Here is a 17,345-nt window from a genome sequence, read left to right as displayed (position 1 = left end):
AATGAAACAGAAAGTATATATCTATAGAGCCTTCGAACGATTCTGGCATTGGATGCAGGCAATCATCATCTTTTTTATGGCGGTAACGGGATTTGAAATTCACGGTTCAATAAATTTTTTCGGATATCAAAATGCAGTTAAGTATCACAACATTGCAGCATATGCGTTTATTGTTTTAATTGTATTCGCAATCTTCTGGCATTTTTCTACCGGAGAGTGGAGACAATACCTTCCAACAGTAAAGAATATGAGAGCACAGATAAACTATTATTTGTTTGGAATTTTTAGGAACGCACCGCATCCCACAAAGAAAACAGTATTAAGCAAACTCAATCCACTTCAAAAATTGGTCTACCTTTCTTTGAAGATTTTGGTGATTCCAACAATGGTTATTTCCGGATTGTTATACATGTTTTACCGTTATCCACAAAAAGGCGGAATAGAAGGATTGAATATTGATTCAATTGAAGTGATTGCACTTTTCCACACAGCCGGTGCATTCCTACTACTTGGTTTTATAATTGTTCATCTTTACTTAATTACAACCGGCACAACTGTTACTTCTAATCTTAAAGCGATGATAACCGGTTATGAAGAATTGGAAAGCGATGGAAAAGAAAAACACCATCAAGAAAAAAGCGAATTAACCAACGAAACAAAAATTGCTGAAGTTGAGGTTACCAATGAATGAAACAAAATATATGAATCCATATTTAGCCGGATTTTTTCTCGGTTTGATTTTATTAGCTACAATATACATAACCGGAAGAGGGCTTGGTGCAAGTGGTGCCGTTAAAAGCGCTGTTGTGGCAGCGGTTGAAACCGTTACACCAGCACATACATCCGAAACAAAATTTTATAAAGAGTACTCAGAAGAACATCCTGGCAATCCATTAAAAAACTGGCTGGTCTTCGAAGTGATAGGAGTTGTTATTGGTGCTTTCATCTCGGGATTAATTTCAAACCGCCTCAAATTTACACTTGAACACTCACCAAAAATAAAAAGCAAAATTAGAGTTGTTGGAGCATTAATCGGCGGGGCATTATTCGGATTTGGTGCACAGCTTGGCAGAGGCTGTACCAGTGGAGCAGCATTAAGTGGGATGGCAGTGCTTTCTTTCGGTGGAATAATTACAATGTTCGCAATTTTTGGTGGCGCTTATGCAGTCGCATATTTTTTTAGAAAACTGTGGCTATAAAAAGGAGATATAAAGATGGGACCATTAGTACCGGAAGTAATTGGAAACGAATTAAATTTTGTAGTTGCGCTTTTCATTGGAATTGCATTCGGCTTTATACTTGAACAAGCCGGCTTCTCAACATCTAAAAAACTTGTTGGACTTTTTTACGGATACGACTTTACTGTTCTTCGCGTTTTCTTTACCGGAGGCGTTACTGCTATGATTGGCGTTGTTGCATTCGATCATTTTGGATTGCTGGATATTTCGCTTGTCTATGTTAATCCAACTTTCCTCTGGTCTGCATTAGTAGGTGGATTGATAATGGGATTGGGATTTGTTATCGGCGGTTATTGCCCGGGTACAAGTGTTTGTGCCGCAGCCATAGGAAAAATAGATGCAATGATTTTTATTGGCGGGTCGTTCATAGGAGTTTTTGTTTTTGCAGAAGGCTACCCACTATTCGAAGGATTATATAAATCAGCAAACTGGGGAAGTCCAAGAATATTTGAAACACTCGGAATGTCGCAATCGCTTTTTGCTTTTCTTTTAACTGCGATGGCTGTTGGTGCTTTTTGGGCTGTTACTTTGATTGAGAATAAAGTTAACGGCAAACCAAATCCTGAGTTTAGTTCTAAACCGCTTTATTTCGGATTAACGGCAATAGCCTTGTTGATTGGGCTTTCCGCTTTCGCTATGCCTGATAGAAAAGGAGCAATGCTTAGAAAGGTTTCCGATGAAAACTTTATTGCCGGATATCCAATTAAAACAATTACAAGTGATGAGCTTGCTTTCAGATTGATTGATGATGACCAAAATCTGCAGATAATTGATTTACGTTCTCAAAAAGAATTTGATGCGATGTCGCTGCCAAAATCAAATCACTTTTCATTGGAAAATATTTTTGAAAAGGATATCCATAATCTTCTTTTGCTCAAACATAAAAGAAACATTTTTATTGCAAATGAAGAGGTAACCGCAAAAAAAGGCGCTGTACTTGCAAAAGAATTGGGTTTTGAAGATGTATTAGTTCTTAAAGGAGGCTTGAATCAATTTAAAATGGATATTCTAAATTTTAAAATGCCTGAAAAAATAAATAGTAGAAATGAAGCCGATACTTATCGCTTTAGAACAAAGGCAAACCTGGTTATTCCTGAACTCATTAAAGAAAATAAACTAAAGCAAACTGCTGGAGAAAAAAAACAAGTAAAGCGGATAGTTGGAGGATGTTAAAAATAAAAACCTTCAAGGTAGTTAAAGACCTTGAAGGTTATTGTTTATACTATTTACCGACCAAGTTACTTTCCACCTCTTTTACCTTTTGGTCCTGTTCCATCACAAACTCCTGTACCATTTTGGTGTAAACCAGTTCCTGTTCCATTTCCGTTACCATAACCATGTTTTTTTCCAGTACCGTCTTTTGGACCAGTTCCCTTTCCGTTTCTGGTATCTGGAATTCCATCATTATTAGTGTCTATCATGTTATCGCAGATTCCATCTCCATTTGCGTCAACAAATCGTGGTCCGTGATTCGTTTGTTTTGTTTCTTGTACTTGTGCAGAAACGCTTGTTGATAAAGAGACAAAAGTAAAAAGCGCAATTAACATTACAACAAATTTAATTTTGTTCGTATTCATTTTATAACTCCTTTTTTATGTTGATGATTGTTATTGAGTTAACTCGGTTGCGATAAGTCCAATCATCGTGCCGATGGATTTTTTAATCCAAAACCAATTATTTTGTTTTCATTTCGTCTTATCTGTCGAAAATTGCTGCAAGGTTTGTCGAATGAGAATCAAATCTATTTTCTTTAAATATAATTTTATTTGCTTGTATTATTATATTTCCCGCTCTCTTTCCTAACTTCTTTTTTTCTGAACTATATAAGCAGTATTAAGTTGTGTTTCAACCTTTTTAATAACAGAGTATTTATTTTTTAGAATATTTTCTAATTCATTTAAAGAAATTTTTCCTCTTGGATGTAGCTTCCCAAATTGAGTTGTGTGCAGTTTATCTAAAACATCAAATCCTTCAGAATTAAAATCAGCAACCAGCAATATTCCCTTGGTAGAATGGATACGGATTATTTCGCTGATGCTTAATAATGGATTTTCAAGTTCGTGCAGTGTATTTATACAAACTATATTTTCAATGGAGTTATCTTCAAATGGAATATTCTCAAGGTTCAGTTTAAGGAATTCAACTTCGCAAAGATATTCTTCCGTTATTCTTGTTTCTGCCTCAATCTTCTTATCCAAGCTATAATCACCTGTAAGTACCTGAAAATCCAACCTCGATAAAACCGAAGCAGCTCTACCGGTTCCGGTTGCAACATCAAGGATGATGTTATTGTGCGGAAAACCTGCTTCAGTAATCATTTGGAAGTAGTCATCAATTAAATCATAACCCCAGCTTTTAAGCAGCAAATCACTTTCCGATTTAGGTATTGTTCTAATTTTTTCCATCAATAAACCAGCAGATAAATTATTAATAATATTACAAATAATAAATTCAATACTTTCTTAAGTAATTCGATTGTGAAAGCGTACATCAAAATTGAATTCCCAATTATTTAAGTATTGCTTTATTGCAAATATAATAATAATTTTATTATGAGCATATGCTCGAAATAATAAAATTTATGCCCAGACCCAAAAAACACAGAAAAATAAATTGTAATCCGGTTTCCTATTATTTTAAACCGCAAGGTATTCCAATGACTGAATTGGAAGAGATAATTCTTGATGCAGATGAATTGGAAGCTCTTAGATTGGCAGATCTTCTCGCTTATTCTCATGAAAGAAGCGCAATTAAAATGAAAATATCCAGGGCTACATTTGGAAGAATAGTTGAAAGTGCAAGGAATAAAGTTGTAGATGCTATTCTACACGGAAAAGCGATCAAGATCGGCAATGAGTTCCCAGCAGAGTTAAAAGAGAAGCGAACTGTTAAATGCAAAAACTGCGGTTCACTTAAAAAAAATAATTCAATAAACAATAATGAAACTTGCCACAAGTGCAAAAGAATAAACAAGGAGAACTAAGATGAAAATTGCAGTACCGACTACACAAAACAATCAGGTTGATGCTCATTTTGGGCATTGCGAATATTTTACTGTAGTCACTATCGAAAATGGAGAAGTTAATAACTCACAGATGATAGAATCACCACAAGGCTGCGGATGTAAATCAAACATTGCATCAATTCTACAAGAGATGGGGGTTGAAGTTATGCTTGCTGGCAATATGGGCGGTGGTGCTGTGAATGTCCTAAATTATCATGGAATTGATGTGTTTAGAGGATGCGAAGGTGATGTGAATGCTCTTGTTCAAAATTTTGTTAAAGGAGAACTTGTTGATTCTGGGGAAACATGCCATTTGCACCAAGGTCATCATAATGAAGATGGAAACCAATGCGGACATAATAATTAAGATTCTGGTGGTTGTTGGCTATTCTTAAGAATAAAAATGGAAATAATAAATAAAAACCATTGGTATGATGGTTGGTTCTACGATAAATTTATTGCGCCGAATCAAGATAGATTATTTGGACAAATTAAAAATCTTATAGAACCGGACTCGAACATAATTGATATTGGCTGCGGTACAGGTCGATTCTCTTTTTTTATTGCCGATAAATGCAATTCAATTAAGGGAATTGATTTATCAATTCGAAATGTAAATAGGGCTAATTTACTACTTTCAAAAAATCCAAATAGTAAAATTACTTTTCAGCATAAAAGTGTTAGTGAGACAATCTCAGAAGGCAAAGAACATTTTGATTACGCGGTTATAACATATGTTATCCACGAAGTAAATATAGAAGAGCGGGTAAAACTCTTAAATGAAATAGCGCAAATTGCGGATAAGTTTATTATTGGTGATTATCTTGTTCCAAAACCAATTGGTTTGTGGAGTTTGCTGAATGAAGTAATTGAGTTTGCTGCCGGATCGAATCATTATAAAAACTATAAAAGTTATGTTGCAAATGGCGGCATTTATGATCTGGTAAGTAAAACTGGTTTTAAAATTATTAAAGAAATAAAAATCCAATCTTCAATAAGTCACATTGTAGTTGCTTCCAAATAAAGATGATATATAGAGCATAACGCATACATTCTTGTTGTAATCGGGATTACTTGCACAAAAATGAGTAGGCGTTAATTTAAAGTTAGTGCTTGGTTTTGTTGAACACGGAAGTAATTCCAAGGGCTAACGCTACAAATTCATTATCAAAATTATAAGTCCATTCACAGATCAATCTTATGATTATTCTTAAATGAATCTTTCCCAAACTGATTTCATCTTACCATTACAAAATTAATAAAAGGAAACAATCTTGTTAAACACAAACTTAACTCATATTCTTTCTGCACAAGAACACACAAAACTTCTGCAGGAAAATGAAAACGTAATGAATTGTTGCGGAAGGGACAGATGTGTATTCCAGTTTACGAAGTAATAGAATCCAAGATAACTGAATTTGTTGGTGAAGAGAAACTTGAGAGTATTAGAATTGAAAATCAGAATACTAATGAATTGAGCGATATGAAAGTTGATGGTGTTTTCATTTTTATCGGCTATGTCCCGAATACAGAAAAGATTGGCGATAAAGTTACTCTTAATAAGTTCCGGGAGATAATTGTTGATAACAATATGGCAACAAACATTGCTGGAGTTTATGCCGCGGGTGATTCCATTGCAAAACGATACCGACAAGTAACAACTGCAGTTGCAGATGGCACTATTGCTGCCTTAAGCGCGTCGGAGTATGTGAATAATATTAAAAAAGAATTGAATTCAATTATTATCAACTAGAATATGGAATAAATGAAATGGATTTAAGCAGAAAAATTCGGATAGGTATTGGCACTGCAATTATTTTAGGTGGATTAATTTTTCAAAGCGGGTGGTGGATAATTGGAATTCTTCCTTTGATAACTGGCATATTTAATACTTGTCCCACATGTAGTTCATCAGGAAACACTGCTTGTAAGATTGAATCTACTAAAGAACATTCCAATCTGAATAAATAATGTTGAACTTCAATTCAATTTTGAATCTTTGAAGATTTTTCTATTCTTGTAAAATTAGTAATGATCCACCAATTATAATTGCTGCGGCAACCGCCTTTTTCAACAGGTTTGTTTCATCAAACATTTTTCCACCAATTAAAGCAGCAAAAAAAACAGAGGTTCTTTTAACTGCTAATACTAGTGAAACCGGGGCAATCTTTGTGGCATTTATTTGCGTATATCGATATCCAATTGTTAAAATTGCTACGAGTACAATCAACATTAATATTTTCTTATCAAAAGATTTAATTAAATGATTCCCTTCTTTTCTACTGAATAAATAAATAACTCCAAATGTTATTGCAAAGAATAATTGTTGAAATGCCATGAAGCCAATTGGTGGTAGCTTATATTCCTTTAACAAAAGTTTGTCCAATATTGAAGTAGCAGTAAATAGCAATAAGGCTAAAATAACATATCGGTAATTTTTAGATTTTAAAAAAATATGAAATGGTTCAAATAAAGTTTGAACAGGTTTTGTTTCCAAAATATATACGCCGACAAGAAGCAGCATAAGCCCGGTTAGCTCTGAAGCAGAAAGTGTTTCTCCAAGAAAGATAAAAGCAAAGAACGCTACAAATCCAGGTGTAAGAGCCATCAAAGGAAGTGCTTTGCTGATTTCCAAATTTTTGATTGACAGCATTACACATAAAAATGCCAACGCCCCCAGAATGGATTTAATAAAAAGAATTAATAGGCTGGCAGATGTTAGTTCCGCATAATTTATATAAAAGAAAAATGGAATTGAAAAAACAAATCCAAACACTGATACGAAAAAAGAAAACTCAAGAGCGTTTAGTGTAAAAAGTATTTTCTTTTGTGATATTGCTGCTATTGCAGAAAATACAGCCGATATGGAAGCTAATAAAAACCAGTTCATACAGTTACTTTAATTATTGCTGATAAAAATTACCAATTGATGCTAAGACGTGCAAAGATATTTCTTCCAGGCTCAATGGTGATTAGCCCACGATTAGTTGAAAGATGATTTCTATAAGCTTTGTCTGTCAGATTTTCTACGCCGGCAAAGATTTGGTATTTAATCAATCCAAGATCGAATTGAATTGAGCTTAAATACAAATCGAAATAGACATAGCCCGGTGTTGCTAATTCTCCTACAGCTACTTTATTTTGTTTACCAAATAATGTTGCTGATAAATCCACATCAAAATATTTTGCTTCTGATGTTTTTATCCCCGCCTTTCCGTTCAGTGGAGAAATTTGAGGTAAGTATGTATGGTTAAATACATCTTTACCATTTACATAAGCGGCAGTTGCATAACCTACAAAGCTTGTTAAAAAATTATATTGGAGACCTAAATCAAATCCGTAAAGCTGTGCTTTGCCGATGTTGGTTTTAATAAGCGCTTTTCTTCCTTCATAACTTCCCGGCATTTCTACAACAAGATCGGTTAATGAATTCCAAAAAATATCCCCGGTGAAATTAAAATCAGTTTTCCACACTCTCATCCCAAGATCAAAGAACCATCCTTTTTCTGGTTTAAGATTCGGATCGCCCAGCCGGATAACACTTCCCTGATCAATGTACTGGTATCGTTCCTCAAGTGAAGGGGATCTGAATGAATGAGCAGAGCTAAATGTAAAATCGATATCATTAAAAGCTTTGTATAAAAAATTAATGTTTCCACTATATGAAATATCATTTACATTTTTTTTATCCCAATACAAAATCTGGCTTGATGGAGCATCATTCCAAACACCATTTGTAATTTCGTAAACAGGATTATAAGTTTTTTCATTACTTATATTAATCCTGTCAACTCTACCACCAACCGTCATACTCAGTTTATCTTCAATCAATTTTATGTCGTCCTGTGCATAAACTCCAAGGCTAAAAAATTTTGAATCGGGAACCGGCTTTTCTCCAATTATTTTATTTGTTTCACTTACAACAGATTGATCTGTAGGATTAAGTACTTCAATCTTCTGGGATTTTTCTCTGTTACCTTTATAGCTTCTCTGCCAGCCGTCTATTCCGGCAATTAAGTAATGGATCTTTGAAAACGTCCAATCAGATTGAGATTGAAATCCATAAGTGTCATGATCTGCGTTTGGAGTTATTTTTAAAACGCTAACTCTTTTTGGTGGCTGCCCGGCTTGTGCGGGAACATTCTGAACAGTGTGTGGAATATTTTCAACATCTCTTTGTATTAATTGATTGAATACTTTAAAGGACAGGTTATGAAACGATTCAGATAAATTATTGATTTTATATTCAGCGCTAATCATCCGCCGCATTTCTTTTGGATACCGGACATCTGCAATTGATGGAAAGGAAGAACTAGCGCCTGGAATGCCGACATTCTCCGCATTGAATTGTTGAAAACTAACTTTAAATTCGTGATCAATAAACGGCATTACTCCAACTGAAACAGAAATGTTGTTATCTTCAAATTGGCTATTCATTAATGTACCAACTGGTGTTCTTGTATTCTCTGCCTTTCTTATCATTCCGCTTAAATGAGTGTACCATTTATTGCCACCCGAATTTAATGATAAATTAAAAGCTGGTTGATTATTTACTGAGTTATAAGAACTCGTTAATTTTCCATTATTGTAATATGCGTTACTAAAGTACGCTGACTTAGTGAATATATTTACAACTCCGCCAACCGCACCGGTTCCGTATAATGAAGAAGCCGCTCCTTTTATAACTTCAATTCTGTCAACGTCCGAAAGGTCGATCATCGATAATCCAGCGGCAATATCAGTTGCTGTTTCAATTCTATTACCGTCAACTAAAGTAACAATGCTTGCGCGGTTAAATCCCCGGATACTAACGTATGTTCCCCAAATTCCATCGCGGGATAATGAAACGCCCGGCAAATTTTTTAATGCATCTGAGACGGTTAGTGCGGGAATTTTTTTTATCTGTTCGCTTGTTTCAAGTTCCATTGGGATTGGAACATCTCTGAACATTTTTTCATGCCTGCTGCTCGATACAGTAACTTCACCTAAAAAGACAGATGATGGTTGAAGGTTTATTTTTATTGTTAAAGAAGAATCGCCTGTAATTTTTATTTTTGTTCTTTCTGTTTTAAATCCAACAAAAGAAAAAATCAACGTGTAATTTCCTTTGGGAACTTGATTAAATCTAAATTCACCAGAATCATCTGTTGATGTTCCTGTGTTTATCTCTTCAATAAAAATATTTGCTCCGGCAATTCCTTTCTCATTATCTCGGTTTGATACGCTGCCTGATATTGAACCTGTTTGGGCAAATAGAAACGAAGCTGCCATTAAATAAAAAATTGTAAAAATTAAAACGAGTAATTTATTTATATGCTGCATTACTTATTTGTTCTTCCTGATTAAAAATGAATTGTAATTATTCTTGATAGATTCAAAGGTTTTATAATTCTGAATTATGAATCCCTTTTCACTGCATTGAACTTTCTTTTACTGCTTCAATAATTTGTTTGTAACCAGTGCATCGGCAGAGATTTCCGGAAATAGCTTCTTTTATTTCATCTTCGGTAGGATCTGGATTTTCTAAAAACAGAGCATACGCAGACATTAGCATTCCTGGGGTACAGAAACCACATTGAATTGAACCATACTTCAAAAAATTTTCCTGAAGTTTATGTAATCCACCATTTTGGGTCAAACCCTCAACAGTTAAGATTTCGGTTCCATCAACCTGAACAGCAAGAACTAAACATGAATTTACTGCTTTACCATTTATTAAAACTGTGCAGGCGCCGCATTCTCCAATGCTACAACCTTCTTTGGTTCCGGTTAATCCTAAATCCTCGCGGAGTAAATCAAGCAGGCGCCGATTTGGTTGAACTTCAATGTTTACTTGTTCGTTATTTAATTTGAAACTTATTTTCATATCATCCATTGTTTAATTGCTGCTTTGTTAAATTGTTATCATTAAACTTGGCTTTTCGGCAATGTAACAATTAAACCATTTATCTTTTATCTACAAACTCTTTCCAGTAATTGATAAAACATTTGTTGTACAACTGGTAATTTATATGGACTCGACCATCGACTTCCGGATTCTTCCAAAATTTTTCTTCCAAGTTCGATAGATAATGTTTTGAAGAAATCAGAATCAGTCGACTTGCCTTGTGCAAATTTTTCTAATTCATAAAAACGTTTTCCAATCGGTGTAATGGCACCGCTGGCAATTCTTATTTCATCTATAATAGAATTGTTTGTTTTGCAAAGCAGTGCAAGAGTAATTCTGCTTATAGCTACTCCGCGTCTTCTGCCAAGTTTATAGAAATCACCATTAAAATTGTCCGCGGGAATCGGAAGTAGAATCTCAGTAACTACCTCATCGGGTTTAAGTTGAGTTTTATATGGTGAAACCAAAAATTCCTGCAATGAAATTTCCCGAACACTTAGCAGGGATTGTATTTTTACAATTGCATTATAAACTAACAGCGGTGGAACACTATCCGCGCAGGGCGCGTTGTTAACAAAGTTACCGGCAATTGTTGCGCGGTTTCTAATCTGCAAACTTCCTATGGTTAAAGTTGCTTTTGTTAAAAGCGGAAACTTATCCTGGAGAAGTTTGTTGTTATTAATTTCTGAAAAAGTAACAGCGCTTCCAATTCTAATTTTATCGTGCACTTTCTCAACTGTTTTTAATTCATCAATTCTGTTTATATCAACAATTAAGTTAATGTCTGTAAATCTCTTCGATTCAATTTGGAATCCGGGAATTATATCAGTCCCACCAGCAAGTATTTTTGCCCGATCCTTTTGTTGATGCAGTATTTCCAGAATCTCATTTAAATTATTGGGGCGTACAAAATTAAATTTCGGAATCATTTTGTGCTCCCTCTTTTCAAATCTTCCGGATGCAACTTTCTCCGTAAAATAATTTCTTCCAGATTAAGTGGAAGTTGAAAATATCTTTTGCCAGTAGCATTACGGATTGCATTTACAATTGCCGCAGAGGTTAATTCGAGCGTTGGTTCACCAAGAGATTTTCCGCCCCATGCACCAAAATTATCTTCTCCTTCTACAAAGACGGGAATAATTTCTCCAACATCTTTGCTGGTTGGAATTAAATATTGATCGAAATTCAGTTCCCTTATAAATCCTTCGTGACTGCTGACTTCCTCCCACAAAGCATATCCGGCTCCCTGGGTAACACCACCGTAAACCTGTCCTTTTGCACCAAGCAGATTAATTACTTTCCCAGGATCGTGAACAGCAGTAACTTTATCTAAATATACTTCGCCGGTTCCAACGTTAACAGTTACTTCTGCAACCTGGCAGCCGTAAACATAAGTAAAGTAGGCATCACCTTGCCCAGTTTCTTCATCCCAGCCAACTTTTGGTCCTTCATACCAGCCTATTGCTGCCAGGCTTATTCCTTTTTTACTCGCAAGTGAACAAAGTTCAGAAAATGAAATTTGCGTTTCAGAATTTTCTTTAATGTAAACCAGATTATTTTCAAATATTAGATCATCGCTTTCCGCTAATTTCCATTCTTCTATTAACAGCGATTTAAATCTTTCGCGGATAATTTCTGCTGCTGATTTAACAGCACCACCGCCCATAAGCGTAGAACGTGAAGCAACGGTTGGACCACTATCCGGAATAATTCCAGTATCCAATTCTAAATAAAAAATATTTTCAACAGATATTCCAAGCGCTTCTGCCGCAATGATTGAAAAAGTGGTTCTTAATCCTTGTCCATTTTCGGCTAAGCCAGAAAGAAGATAAACCGAACCATCGGATTGAACTGAAAGATAAGCCGCAGCGGCATCTATTCCTTCTGCTCCAAGAGAGCATCCGCGGAAACTAACTGCTAAACCGATTCCTTTCTTGAACAAATTATCCGGAGCAATAAAATCTTTTTCTTCCAGAATAACTTCATCAATGTTTAAATCCTTTACTACTTTGAATCGTTCTTCAATTCTGAGTGACTGATTGAAGAAACTATTTTCCAGCCATTTCTTAGTATAATCAGTTTGCTCAATTGCGGTTTCCATTACTTTAATAAGATTAATATCATGATTCTCTAATTTTTGCCCAGTTGCAGTTATCGATCCTATCTTTAATCCATTTATGCGCCGGATATCCTCTGGAGTAATTCCAAGTTTAATTGCCAGATCATCCATCAGCGATTCCTGTGCAAAGATTGGTTGAGGTGAGCCAAACCCGCGCATTGCTCCGGTATAAGGATTATTTGTATAAACTGCCCGCACGTCAGTCCAAACATTTTCTATCTCGTAAGGACCAGTAGCCTGAACAACAGTGCGCCAGGTAACGAACGGGCTCATTGAAGCATAAGCTCCTCCATCTGCAATGATATTTATTTTCATTGCTTTAATCTTTCCATCAGCAGCAACGCCAACTTTGTAGTTCATAATATATGGATGGCGTTTGTACGATTCGAGGATGGATTCTTCTCTCCGGTAACGAATCTTAACTGGCTTACCAGTTTTAATTGCAGCAACCGCTGCACGTGCAGAAAGTATATTCATTGTATCATCTTTTCCACCAAAAGATCCGCCAAGTTCTGCCTGAATTACGCGCACTTTTGTAAGCTGCCAGTTTAAAGCCATTGCTACAATTTTTCTTGTTGTGTGCGGATTCTGGATGCTTCCGATAATTTTAATTCCCTTATTTCCTTCAAGAGGAATTGCAATAACTACTTCCGGTTCGATATACGCGTGCTCTACAAGTTGAGTTGAGTAAGTCTGTTCAATTATAAAATCGCTCTCAGAAAAACCTTTTTCTATATTTCCTTTGCGCAATGGATGATGGATGATTTCATTGTTAGGAAATTCCGGATGAATAAGAATTGCATCTTCGTCCATAGCTTTTGTTGGATCGGTAAGAACCAGAAGCGATTCATAGTCAATTTTTACAAGGTGGCGAAGCTTTAGAAGCTCTTCTTCATTTTCGCCAACCAACATTGCAACAACATCACCTGGAGTAACGATTTTATCAGACGAAAAAATTGGTTGATCTTTTTTTGTTGGTCCTACGTTTTTCTCTCCTGGAATATCGCTTGCATCGCAGATGGTTTTAATAGCAGGATTGTTTTGCAAACCGGAGTAATCAATCGATTTGATTTTTGCATGAGCCACAGGGATGCGGACCATTACCCCATAAAGCTGTCCCGGGAAATTATAATCATTGCCAAACTTAGCTTTGCCAGTTACTTTTTCCAATCCATCCTGCCGGACTATTGGTTTACCGAGTATAGAGAAATTGTTTTTCATAATCTTTATTTATTCTGCAATGAAAATACGAAACTTATGACTTCGTTAAAAGTTATTAAACAAAACAAATTTCTTTGTTTCCACAAGAAGAACGTTTCATTTCTATCGAGCAATGTGAATCTCTTGGATTTCAGTACACGTTTTTATACGAGACCTTGTACAAATTACAAGCAAGATTAGGTTACACTTGTTTTAATAACAAATTACTTAATGATTTGGTTACTATCCGCATTATTGAACCAGTTTCAAAATTACTTTCGTTTGAGATTTCAGAAAATTATTTCAACAAAAAACATCGAAGACAAACCATTTACGATTTACTTCCAGCAATACTAAAACTAAAAGATAAAGCAGAAGAGCTAACAATTAACTTTGATGTAAAGGAATTTGATTTTGACTTTGCAATAGTCTTCTACGATGTAACTACTTTATACTTTGAAAAATTCATATCTGATGATTTTCGTAAAACCGGATTTTCTAAAGACAATAAATCTAATCAACCGCAAATAGCTGTTGGCTTGGTCGTCAACAAAGAAGGATTTCCTGTGGGCATATCCTTTTAATTCTAATGCTGTCTTACCACCAGGATGTACAGCAACCTATTTTGCTTTTGTAAAGTGTTTGGTGCTCCATACCAATCTATCTCATCATTAGCTAATTTGTAAGCACCGTAATCTAAACTTTCAAGCCGGGTTCCGCTCACATATTTTCGTAATAATTTTTTTTGAAATCCTTTGGAAGCCAGGTATTCTCTTAATCCAACTGTTCCCTTTGTACAGTTATTTATTAGTTGGTTTATTTTCTTTATTATAGGCGTACCATTAGTCAGCTTCTAATAAAATAATTAGACCAATTATCAGTCAGCACCAGCAAAACAGAAATTGAAAAACTTTCAGCTTCCCAATTAAACAATTTGTGTTCCTGCCGTGAAGAATTGTTTGCAGCTTAAGGTAAGCGAACCTTGCCTAACGCACATAGGAGTCAACTTAAGGTAAAATATTTAGTTTATGATGAAAATAGCCCCGACCCTGCTTACCGTAGGCAGGTTTTCAAGTCGGGGAAAGAATATTCTCTAAGAATTTAGGGCTTTAGCCCAACAATAGGATTGTACTTGCCTACTGCAAGTAGGTTGGACTAAAGTCCAGGATTTTTTGAGGATTCCGATACTCCGGCATAAATGCCGGAGTTATTCAAGTACAAAATTTCCTTAAGTTGACGCCTATGTGCCTAACGCAGGCTGTTGCAGAACTTGTCATTCTGAATTTTTCAGAAGTTTCTACATAATTATTCCTTTGTTGAAAAGTTGAAGACCAAATAAGGATAAACAGAAAAGGAATAAGTGATAAAAAAATAGTGTCTAAAAATCTTCAGAGTTTCTTCAAAATCTGTTTTTATATTTCGGATTAGAAAAATTCAATCAATAGAGAGATAAATGAAAAATAAGCTAATATTTTTTTTAGTATCAATCATTTTAATACTTGGGAAAAATACGAATGCACAGAATGTGGGCGTTTTATCTGGAACAGTTTCAGACTCAGCAAATCATCAACCCATCGAGTTTGCAAGCATCAGCGTAATTAAAAATTCAGACAGCAGCACAATTACTGGTTCACTTACTAATAATAAGGGGAAATTCGAAATACCAGAGATACCCTTTGGAAATTATTTTTTAAGAATCAGCTCTGTTGGTTATATAACTAAAAACACAACCACGATTTCGATAACATCAAAGAACAAGGAAGTTAATGCCGGAAATATTTTATTAACTTCAACAGAAGTTATTCTTGATGAAATCTCAGTAACATCCAATAAAATTCTTATGAGTAATTCAATTGATAGAAAAATATATAATGTGCAAATGGATATTCTTAGCAAAACAGGAACGGTTAGTGAGTTATTACAAAATATACCTTCTGTTCAGGTTGATATTGATGGCAATGTAAGCCTGAGAGGATCCTCCAATGTTTTGATACTTATAAATGGAAAAACATCGCCGCTTATGGGAAAAACTCGAGCAGATGTATTGCAGCAGATGCCGGCTAATACCATTGAAAGGATTGAAGTAATTACAAATCCATCTGCTAAATACAAGCCGGATGGAACTTCGGGAATTATAAACCTTGTACTAAAAAAAGAAACTGGCACAGGATTAAATGGAAACATTACAGCCAGTATTGGCAATCAAAAAAGGTACAATGGAAACACAGCTCTAAATTATAAACCAGGCAAAGTAAATTATTTTGGAAGCTTGAGTATCAGGCAGGATGACCGTAACATTATTTCATCAGATATCAGAACGCAATATGGCGATGGAACGAATATTTCTGGATTCTATAGTGATCATAGTAAATCGTTATCGAGACCTCTTTCCAGGGGAGGCATGCTTGGGCTTGATTATGATATGGACGAAGCGAACAGTTTAGGTATAACTGGAAATTATTTTTACAGGGGTTTTACACGTGATGATATTTCAACAAAAGTTTTAAGGGATAAGAATCAAACCATTACAACGGATTATGACAGAAGCAGAGTTGACTATGAATATGAAAAAGAAGGAGATGCCACAGCATATTTCCAGCACAACTTTTCCGGAGATGATCATAAAATTAGATTTGAAGTAAACGATTCATTTTCTCCGGAAGTAGAGGATAATCATTACACAAATACTTATCGGGTTCCTTCCATCTATAACGAATATGATAATACTTTGATTAAACAAGATGAGAATAAAATTCAACTGCTGGCTGAGTATTCTTATCCAATAAGTGAGAGTGAAACTTTTGAAGCAGGATATAATGGTGAGTTGAATAAAACTGATTTGGATTTTTATGGCGATGCTTTTGATCCTGTAAGACAGAAATTTATTACGGACATTGAAAAAACAAATCACTTTATCTACAACGAAGATATTCATGCCATTTATACAACTTACTCAAATTCATTTGGTTCATTTGGTGTTTTAGGCGGATTGAGAGGCGAGCAGGCATTTATAAAAGCAAATCTTGTTTCAAGAAATAATATAATTACGAATAATTATTTCAATATTTATCCTACACTTCATCTAAGCTATAAACTAAGCGAGTTGATGCAGCTTCAGCTAAATTACAGTAAACGTGCTAACAGACCCGAAGGTGATGATCTCAATCCATTTCCAGAATACCAGGATCCAAGAAACATTAGAGCTGGTAATCCATCCCTTAAACCTGAATTTATTCATTCGGTTGAATTTGGATTTCTATGGCAATCAGATATTCTTACAATAATCCCAAGCGTGTTTTATAGAAACCGATATAATGGAATTACAACGATTACAAAGGCAATTAACGATACTACACTTTTAACCACAAGAGAAAATTTGTCTTCAGATCAATCTGCCGGCTTGGAAGTTGTTTTTTCAGGAAGCTATGAAAAATTTATTACTGCTAATCTTAGCGGAAATGCTTTTTATGAAAAGATAGATGCTTCAAATCTTGGATTTAGCAATAACAAATCGACGATAACCTACAGTGGTAATATGAGCTGTAATGCAAATCTTACGTCAACAACAATGCTTCAGATAAATTCCAATTACAGATCAGCACGGTTAACGCCTCAAGGAGAATACAAACCGAGTTTTGTTTTTAACCTTGGTGTACGCCAGGATTTATTTGATGACAAATTATCTGTAGTTTTTACAATTTCGGATCTTTTCAAAACTCTCACAAGAGAAATGAATTTAGACATATCCTGGATGAGACAGAGTACAACAAATAGCCGTGATTCGAGAATTATGTATTTAGGAGTAACTTATCATCTCGGCAAACCATCAAAAAAAACCAAAGAAAAAGCCATTCAATATGATAATGGAATATAACAACACAAAACAAAAAAAAGGAG

General features: G+C 35.1%; 18 protein-coding genes. 10 read left to right on the top strand and 8 right to left on the bottom strand.

Annotated features, from left to right (window positions below):
* Position 1: 1 nt before the first annotated feature.
* Genes NTX22_08805 through NTX22_08795 form a run of 3 tightly spaced genes read left to right on the top strand, consistent with a single transcriptional unit; the run spans position 2 to position 2,411 of the window.
* Positions 2-691 (top strand): cytochrome b/b6 domain-containing protein, encoded by a 690-nt coding sequence (locus NTX22_08805; GenBank protein ID MCX6150607.1) that lies wholly within the window; start codon positions 2-4, stop codon positions 689-691.
* A complete protein-coding gene (locus NTX22_08800; protein ID MCX6150606.1) occupies positions 684-1,199 on the top strand; it encodes a YeeE/YedE thiosulfate transporter family protein in 516 nt (171 codons plus the stop codon). The genes NTX22_08805 and NTX22_08800 overlap by 8 nt, the downstream gene beginning before the upstream one ends.
* 15 nt (positions 1,200-1,214) lie before the next feature.
* The gene (locus NTX22_08795; GenBank protein ID MCX6150605.1) at positions 1,215-2,411 is read left to right on the top strand and encodes a YeeE/YedE thiosulfate transporter family protein; all 1,197 of its coding nucleotides are present in this window, start codon (positions 1,215-1,217) and stop codon (positions 2,409-2,411) included.
* 65 nt (positions 2,412-2,476) lie between these two features.
* On the opposite strand, the gene NTX22_08790 is transcribed toward NTX22_08795, so the two are convergent.
* Positions 2,477-2,815 carry a hypothetical protein gene (locus NTX22_08790; GenBank protein MCX6150604.1) on the bottom strand — a complete coding sequence of 113 codons (339 nt, stop codon included), beginning with the start codon at positions 2,813-2,815 and terminating at the stop codon, positions 2,477-2,479.
* A gap of 222 nt (positions 2,816-3,037) precedes the next feature.
* Complete coding sequence (locus tag NTX22_08785) at positions 3,038-3,643, bottom strand: class I SAM-dependent methyltransferase (GenBank protein ID MCX6150603.1); 606 nt, start codon at positions 3,641-3,643, stop codon at positions 3,038-3,040.
* A gap of 155 nt (positions 3,644-3,798) precedes the next feature.
* Here NTX22_08785 and NTX22_08780 point away from each other — a divergent pair, with 155 nt between their 5' ends.
* The 5 genes from NTX22_08780 (at position 3,799) to NTX22_08760 (ending at position 6,213) form a co-directional block, all read left to right on the top strand.
* Positions 3,799-4,221 carry a DUF134 domain-containing protein gene (locus NTX22_08780; GenBank protein ID MCX6150602.1) on the top strand — a complete coding sequence of 141 codons (423 nt, stop codon included), beginning with the start codon at positions 3,799-3,801 and terminating at the stop codon, positions 4,219-4,221.
* Position 4,222: 1 nt separating this feature from the next.
* Positions 4,223-4,609, top strand: a complete 387-nt coding sequence (locus NTX22_08775; protein ID MCX6150601.1) for a NifB/NifX family molybdenum-iron cluster-binding protein — start codon at positions 4,223-4,225, stop codon at positions 4,607-4,609.
* 36 nt (positions 4,610-4,645) lie between these two features.
* Positions 4,646-5,266, top strand: a complete 621-nt coding sequence (locus tag NTX22_08770) for a class I SAM-dependent methyltransferase (protein ID MCX6150600.1) — start codon at positions 4,646-4,648, stop codon at positions 5,264-5,266.
* 348 nt (positions 5,267-5,614) lie between these two features.
* Positions 5,615-5,995, top strand: coding sequence for an FAD-dependent oxidoreductase (locus NTX22_08765; protein MCX6150599.1), 381 nt, complete (start codon positions 5,615-5,617; stop codon positions 5,993-5,995).
* Positions 5,996-6,012: 17 nt separating this feature from the next.
* Positions 6,013-6,213, top strand: coding sequence for a DUF2892 domain-containing protein (locus NTX22_08760; GenBank protein MCX6150598.1), 201 nt, complete (start codon positions 6,013-6,015; stop codon positions 6,211-6,213).
* A 40-nt stretch (positions 6,214-6,253) separates the two neighbouring features.
* On the opposite strand, the gene NTX22_08755 is transcribed toward NTX22_08760, so the two are convergent.
* The 5 genes from NTX22_08755 to NTX22_08735 form a co-directional block, all read right to left on the bottom strand.
* Entirely contained in the window at positions 6,254-7,132 is an 879-nt protein-coding gene (locus NTX22_08755) for an EamA family transporter (GenBank protein MCX6150597.1), read from the bottom strand.
* 29 nt (positions 7,133-7,161) lie between these two features.
* Complete coding sequence (locus tag NTX22_08750; GenBank protein MCX6150596.1) at positions 7,162-9,564, bottom strand: TonB-dependent receptor; 2,403 nt, start codon at positions 9,562-9,564, stop codon at positions 7,162-7,164.
* An 88-nt stretch (positions 9,565-9,652) separates the two neighbouring features.
* Positions 9,653-10,117: a (2Fe-2S)-binding protein gene (locus tag NTX22_08745; GenBank protein MCX6150595.1), complete on the bottom strand. Its 465-nt coding sequence runs from the start codon at positions 10,115-10,117 to the stop codon at positions 9,653-9,655.
* Between the two features lie 77 nt (positions 10,118-10,194).
* Positions 10,195-11,058, bottom strand: coding sequence for an FAD binding domain-containing protein (locus NTX22_08740; GenBank protein ID MCX6150594.1), 864 nt, complete (start codon positions 11,056-11,058; stop codon positions 10,195-10,197).
* Positions 11,055-13,469 (bottom strand): xanthine dehydrogenase family protein molybdopterin-binding subunit, encoded by a 2,415-nt coding sequence (locus tag NTX22_08735; protein ID MCX6150593.1) that lies wholly within the window; start codon positions 13,467-13,469, stop codon positions 11,055-11,057. Before NTX22_08735 ends, NTX22_08740 begins: the two co-directional genes overlap by 4 nt.
* Before the next feature lie 155 nt (positions 13,470-13,624).
* Between NTX22_08735 and NTX22_08730 the strand changes: the two genes are divergently transcribed.
* On the top strand, positions 13,625-14,032 hold the full coding sequence (locus tag NTX22_08730; protein MCX6150592.1) for a hypothetical protein: 408 nt from the start codon (positions 13,625-13,627) through the stop codon (positions 14,030-14,032).
* 2 nt (positions 14,033-14,034) lie between these two features.
* Here NTX22_08730 and NTX22_08725 read toward each other — a convergent pair whose 3' ends face one another.
* Complete coding sequence (locus tag NTX22_08725; protein MCX6150591.1) at positions 14,035-14,268, bottom strand: AbiEi antitoxin N-terminal domain-containing protein; 234 nt, start codon at positions 14,266-14,268, stop codon at positions 14,035-14,037.
* Positions 14,269-14,901: 633 nt separating this feature from the next.
* On the opposite strand from NTX22_08725, the gene NTX22_08720 reads away from it, so the two are divergent.
* A complete protein-coding gene (locus tag NTX22_08720; protein MCX6150590.1) occupies positions 14,902-17,322 on the top strand; it encodes a TonB-dependent receptor in 2,421 nt (806 codons plus the stop codon).
* Positions 17,323-17,345: the final 23 nt, after the last annotated feature.

Source organism: Ignavibacteriales bacterium, assembly GCA_026390815.1.
Taxonomy (GTDB): Bacteria; Bacteroidota; Ignavibacteria; order Ignavibacteriales; family SURF-24; genus JAPLFH01.
This window is presented reverse-complemented; position numbering and strand designations above follow the sequence as displayed.

Coding starts and splice junctions, on each gene's coding strand:
- NTX22_08805 (MCX6150607.1), top strand. CDS start 2: ATGAAACAGAAAGTATATATCTATAGAGCCTTCGAACGATTCTGGCAT.
- NTX22_08800 (MCX6150606.1), top strand. CDS start 684: ATGAATGAAACAAAATATATGAATCCATATTTAGCCGGATTTTTTCTC.
- NTX22_08795 (MCX6150605.1), top strand. CDS start 1,215: ATGGGACCATTAGTACCGGAAGTAATTGGAAACGAATTAAATTTTGTA.
- NTX22_08790 (MCX6150604.1), bottom strand. CDS start 2,815: ATGAATACGAACAAAATTAAATTTGTTGTAATGTTAATTGCGCTTTTT.
- NTX22_08785 (MCX6150603.1), bottom strand. CDS start 3,643: ATGGAAAAAATTAGAACAATACCTAAATCGGAAAGTGATTTGCTGCTT.
- NTX22_08780 (MCX6150602.1), top strand. CDS start 3,799: ATGCTCGAAATAATAAAATTTATGCCCAGACCCAAAAAACACAGAAAA.
- NTX22_08775 (MCX6150601.1), top strand. CDS start 4,223: ATGAAAATTGCAGTACCGACTACACAAAACAATCAGGTTGATGCTCAT.
- NTX22_08770 (MCX6150600.1), top strand. CDS start 4,646: ATGGAAATAATAAATAAAAACCATTGGTATGATGGTTGGTTCTACGAT.
- NTX22_08765 (MCX6150599.1), top strand. CDS start 5,615: ATGTGTATTCCAGTTTACGAAGTAATAGAATCCAAGATAACTGAATTT.
- NTX22_08760 (MCX6150598.1), top strand. CDS start 6,013: ATGGATTTAAGCAGAAAAATTCGGATAGGTATTGGCACTGCAATTATT.
- NTX22_08755 (MCX6150597.1), bottom strand. CDS start 7,132: ATGAACTGGTTTTTATTAGCTTCCATATCGGCTGTATTTTCTGCAATA.
- NTX22_08750 (MCX6150596.1), bottom strand. CDS start 9,564: ATGCAGCATATAAATAAATTACTCGTTTTAATTTTTACAATTTTTTAT.
- NTX22_08745 (MCX6150595.1), bottom strand. CDS start 10,117: ATGGATGATATGAAAATAAGTTTCAAATTAAATAACGAACAAGTAAAC.
- NTX22_08740 (MCX6150594.1), bottom strand. CDS start 11,058: ATGATTCCGAAATTTAATTTTGTACGCCCCAATAATTTAAATGAGATT.
- NTX22_08735 (MCX6150593.1), bottom strand. CDS start 13,469: ATGAAAAACAATTTCTCTATACTCGGTAAACCAATAGTCCGGCAGGAT.
- NTX22_08720 (MCX6150590.1), top strand. CDS start 14,902: ATGAAAAATAAGCTAATATTTTTTTTAGTATCAATCATTTTAATACTT.